Genomic DNA, 3,401 nt, shown 5'->3' on the forward strand with positions numbered 1-3,401 from the left:
CGTCATTGGCGTTCTTGAGAAGGATTTCACAGATATTGTCACCGACGCTGTAGCTATTACCGTCATCGATACGGCGCAGGCGAATGAGGTGTTTGGTAAACTCGGCTTTGCCTTCAATCCGACTGCGAGATTGCTTTGCTCCGACCGGCACAAAACCCTCTTTGGTGAGCGCACGCAGGATTTCGATTGTCGGGATTGGCTGAAAGCGGTGTGAGCGGCTTTCATGGGCAGTGAGGGCAAAAACAGACGGTGCAGTTTTCAACATTTCGTCCTCACGCATCGCGCGGGCATTGTCGAAACTGGCTGTATCAGTGCAGATAGTCATAGGCTTTCTCCGCTTTTAAGTTCTGTCCCCTAAAGGGGTCAGCAGCTCTGCGCTGCTGTACCTCTTGCCTCGTGGCGAACAGCGGGTGTGCAAGCGGAGGGGTGGTTTCGCGGGGAACCAGCTGCAGAGAGCAAAGCGAGCGAAGCTGGGCGGAAACCAATCCGAAGCGCGCTGAGGGCGGATGCCCTAAGCTTTTGAAATCCGTGTGAAGTAGGGGAAAACGGAACGCAAGCGCGAGAACCACTCGGGGAAGATTAAAAAGCCCCGGCACGTCTCACAACATTCCGGGGCTGCGCAACTGGATGCGACCAAACTTCCTAGCGTTGCGCACAGCGACATTAGCCAAAGCCGACAAGTCTGAAAAGATGAATATCTTATTGTCTTTTTGCCTGCCGTCAGACGCTTCAAATGCCCATTAACCTCGTCGACCCTTTCAACGAGATCCGGATAATCCAAGTTCTGATCTACGGGGATCCCAACGTTCACAGCAGTCCTTATTCGGCATTTGTCCTGTCATGTGGATCATCAAAACATTCATACACACCCCTCGCTGATACACAGTGGTGATTGCAGAAAGGTACCCAAGTTTAGAAGACGTTGGTGATTAAAACCAATGTGCCGAGCCCGCACGCCAATGCAATAGCGACAAAATGTAAATTTGGCAGCCGGTCGACCCAGTCTATTGCTTCTGGCGGTCTGGCAGACCTTGTCGCCGCCTGTTTTCCATCAATGAGAAGCGATTGTAATTTTCCAGATTTGTGGAATCCATTCTTCCCCATCACATTTCCTCCCCTCTTCCCCCCTTAGCCTCTTTGAGAGATGATTTTTACCATCGGGGCAAAAACTGGTCATCCTTAACTTTCGATTATCTGTCCAGGGTTCTGCGAACAACCGGCCGTAAGGCTGTTTCAGTTCACGGGAATGAATCAATCCGCCCCGATTGATTCAAAAGTCTCATTAGACGCTGAGGATGTTTTCAACGACGTTGATGAAATGATCGAACGGCAACTTGAACTTTACGTCGAACGCAATGACCACAATCGAAACATGGCGCGCTTTTACGCCATGCATATCTCCTATTCGCTGTTCGGAGAGCCTTGCCTTTTTCGGCAATGGGGAAGGATCGGTACCTCTGGCCAGTGTAAGCTACAACACTTCGAACACGAGGCTGATGCAATTCGCACATTCCGAGATGTGGCAAGGAAGAGGTATGCCCACGGGTACAAGCCAAGGAATGAGGAAAGCTGGAGCTGCATGGAAGCATCAACGGCGTAAATCAGGCGAACTCAAGCAAACAGTCGGACATAATTAGCGAAGCGGGTGTTTTCGCAAACAGCCTCTTTTTACTGAATGCGAGCATTGCGGTTGGCGCGAGGGAGAAAGCTCAGACACCCCTGCTCAATAGGGCTCCGCGCATCCCAGTAAAGCAGCAGTTTTGTTATCCATCAGCGACTTAACCGCAAGCATTATCACTTAGTGCTCGCGGGTGGCTAGCCGACGGTGTTTCCAGAACATCCGTGTTTCCAATCTGACCCAGTATCGTGGATTAGTGACAGTGTTTAACCCAAGCCTCCTCGTTGCGCCTTTTCAAAAGCCGCTTTGTCACCTGCTGCGAGTTCATTTCTGTCAGAAACGGGACATCTGGCGTCAGCCATAGGACGGTTTACGGTAAGAATACGCTGGAACAAAACCTGATCTGCTGAAATTTTCTTGGCAAACTCGCTTTTCTTTCTGTTCTTTTATACCGTAGGTATCTATGGACGTTGATGTCCTGACACCCATCGAACGCTTAGAAAAGCCTAGGTTCGGTCTGAATTTCACAAGCCAACGCTTCCAGTGAGTGCAGACGATCCGTACAATGTTGGAGAGGTTCTTACCACGCCATTGCTCCCGATGTTCCACGGAGATCAGTCCATGCGTTCGGGCTTTCCGCAATGCATTACGGGTCGTTGTGAGCCCTACCCCTGCGCGATCGCCGATTTCCTTGTTGGTGCAGCAGCATTGACCGGTCTGCCGAATATCGGAGGCTACGATATAAAGGACGGCTCGTTCACCTTCCGTGAACATTCCGCTGAGCTGCTGTGGCAACACCGATGAACCACCGAAACGGCGCTTACGTTCGAGACGCTGAGGGTCACGTTTTCCTGAAGCCGCTTCCGCGCGAGATTGAAGTGAGGGCACGCGCCGTGGAAACCAGCTATTGGTGCGAGACCACTGCTGCGGCTGGTTCTGCAATTCGGTTCGTCGCTCGAGCACAAATTCATAAAGCGTGACGCTCATCGGGTCGAGTTCGTCAGTGAGCGTGATCAATTCGCTCACGAGTTTGAAGACCTCATTTATCTGTTCAATCGTCTTAGCGCGCCTCAAGAGTTCCGCCACTTTTTGCTGCATGAACGCTTTGCGTAAACATAAGGTTGTACTCGACATGTTGTCCTTTCAGAGAAAGGCACAAAAAATCCGTGGCGCGGAAGCGCTAGAGGCTTGCATAGATGTGTGGAAAAGACTAAATTTAGCTCTGTTGTTTTTGAGCTATTGGCAGGATTGCCGTCCTGTTAGTCCCAATTCCGAAGAAGCCGGCCTCCGTGCCGGTTTTTTCGTGTCCGTAATTCTCTCCGTAAAATCTGATTCAAAATTGCGTAAAGTAATCAATAAAACTGACCCAGATTGATTAGGAACACGGCCAAAATCAAACGGCAAAATGTTGGGGGCTTCGTTCTGAAAAGCCTGCTCAATATGAATTGGCAGCTACAAAATTCGGTCTGATAGCGAGAGCCAAACCAAAGCGAACTACAGGCACCGATCAAAGCGGTGCTACCGGCCCAAAGTCACGGGTCAGTGTGCAGTGCGATGAAATTGCGTACTGCCCGTTGTCGCCACGTCCTTGATCTTAAAACCCGGCCTCTTTTGTTGAGAGGCGAAGCCCGCCTTTCGGCGGGCTCAAGCGTTTAGCGTATGGTTCCTGGGCGGTTCCAGATGATGGTGAAGGTATTGGGATCATCCTGGCCTGTAGTCGGTCCAAGATTGGCGTGGATGCGGCGGGCGAGCTCAGGTGTATCGATCATCAGCGCGATATAGG

At 51.1% G+C, this 3,401-nt stretch carries 4 protein-coding genes; 1 reads left to right on the forward strand and 3 read right to left on the reverse strand.

Going from position 1 to position 3,401, the window contains the following annotated elements:
* Positions 1-325, reverse strand: a 325-nt coding sequence (locus QSJ70_RS27220; protein ID WP_285541325.1) for a DUF932 domain-containing protein, incomplete at its 3' end; no start/stop codon positions are given.
* 1,065 nt (positions 326-1,390) lie between these two features.
* Here QSJ70_RS27220 and QSJ70_RS27225 point away from each other — a divergent pair.
* The gene (locus QSJ70_RS27225; protein WP_285541328.1) at positions 1,391-1,600 is read left to right on the forward strand and encodes a WGR domain-containing protein; all 210 of its coding nucleotides are present in this window, start codon (positions 1,391-1,393) and stop codon (positions 1,598-1,600) included.
* A 372-nt stretch (positions 1,601-1,972) separates the two neighbouring features.
* Here the strand turns inward: QSJ70_RS27225 and QSJ70_RS27230 are convergent, their stop codons facing one another.
* Both QSJ70_RS27230 and QSJ70_RS27235 read right to left on the reverse strand, forming a co-directional pair.
* Positions 1,973-2,644 carry a hypothetical protein gene (locus QSJ70_RS27230; RefSeq protein WP_285541326.1) on the reverse strand — a complete coding sequence of 224 codons (672 nt, stop codon included), beginning with the start codon at positions 2,642-2,644 and terminating at the stop codon, positions 1,973-1,975.
* 626 nt (positions 2,645-3,270) lie between these two features.
* Entirely contained in the window at positions 3,271-3,387 is a 117-nt protein-coding gene (locus tag QSJ70_RS27235; protein WP_285541330.1) for a hypothetical protein, read from the reverse strand.
* Positions 3,388-3,401 lie beyond the last annotated feature (14 nt).

The sequence above is a fragment of the Brucella sp. NBRC 12950 genome, from assembly GCF_030268145.1.
In the GTDB taxonomy this organism is placed as follows: domain Bacteria; phylum Pseudomonadota; class Alphaproteobacteria; order Rhizobiales; family Rhizobiaceae; genus Brucella.

What these genes read in the sequence shown, in the direction of transcription:
- QSJ70_RS27225 (WP_285541328.1), top strand. Translation starts at nt 1,391, where the DNA reads ATGCATATCTCCTATTCGCTGTTCGGAGAGCCTTGCCTTTTTCGGCAA.
- QSJ70_RS27235 (WP_285541330.1), bottom strand. Translation starts at nt 3,387, where the DNA reads ATGATCGATACACCTGAGCTCGCCCGCCGCATCCACGCCAATCTTGGA.